Genomic DNA, 254 nt, shown 5'->3' with positions numbered 1-254 from the left:
CCCGCATTGAGCGCGTCGAGCGCATGCACGCCAATACGATCCACGGCCGCCGCCTTGACGACGTATTCGCCATCAGACAGCCACGCCGGAATACTGTCGCTCGTGCTCGTTCCCGGCCCCGACACCGCGCCGCCCGTCGCGAGGTGGAAACCGTACTGATTGAGCCCGGTCGTCGTGCTTGCCGTGCCCGCCGGGATATCTGCTCCGCCACCCATGAAGCCGGACACCGCCGAAACTCCCATGTTGACCAGCCC

The 254-nt window shown here is 66.5% G+C and carries 1 protein-coding gene; it reads right to left on the bottom strand.

Annotation, left to right across the window (positions count from 1 at the left end; translation table 11 throughout):
* The coding region (locus SB775_RS31640; RefSeq protein WP_410865247.1) for a hypothetical protein at window positions 1-227 on the bottom strand (227 nt) is incomplete at its 3' end.
* Window positions 228-254: the final 27 nt, after the last annotated feature.

It is taken from the genome of Peribacillus sp. SIMBA_075 (genome assembly GCF_046534585.1).
Note: the sequence above shows the minus strand (reverse complement) of the source record. Positions and strands in the feature narration are given on the sequence as shown.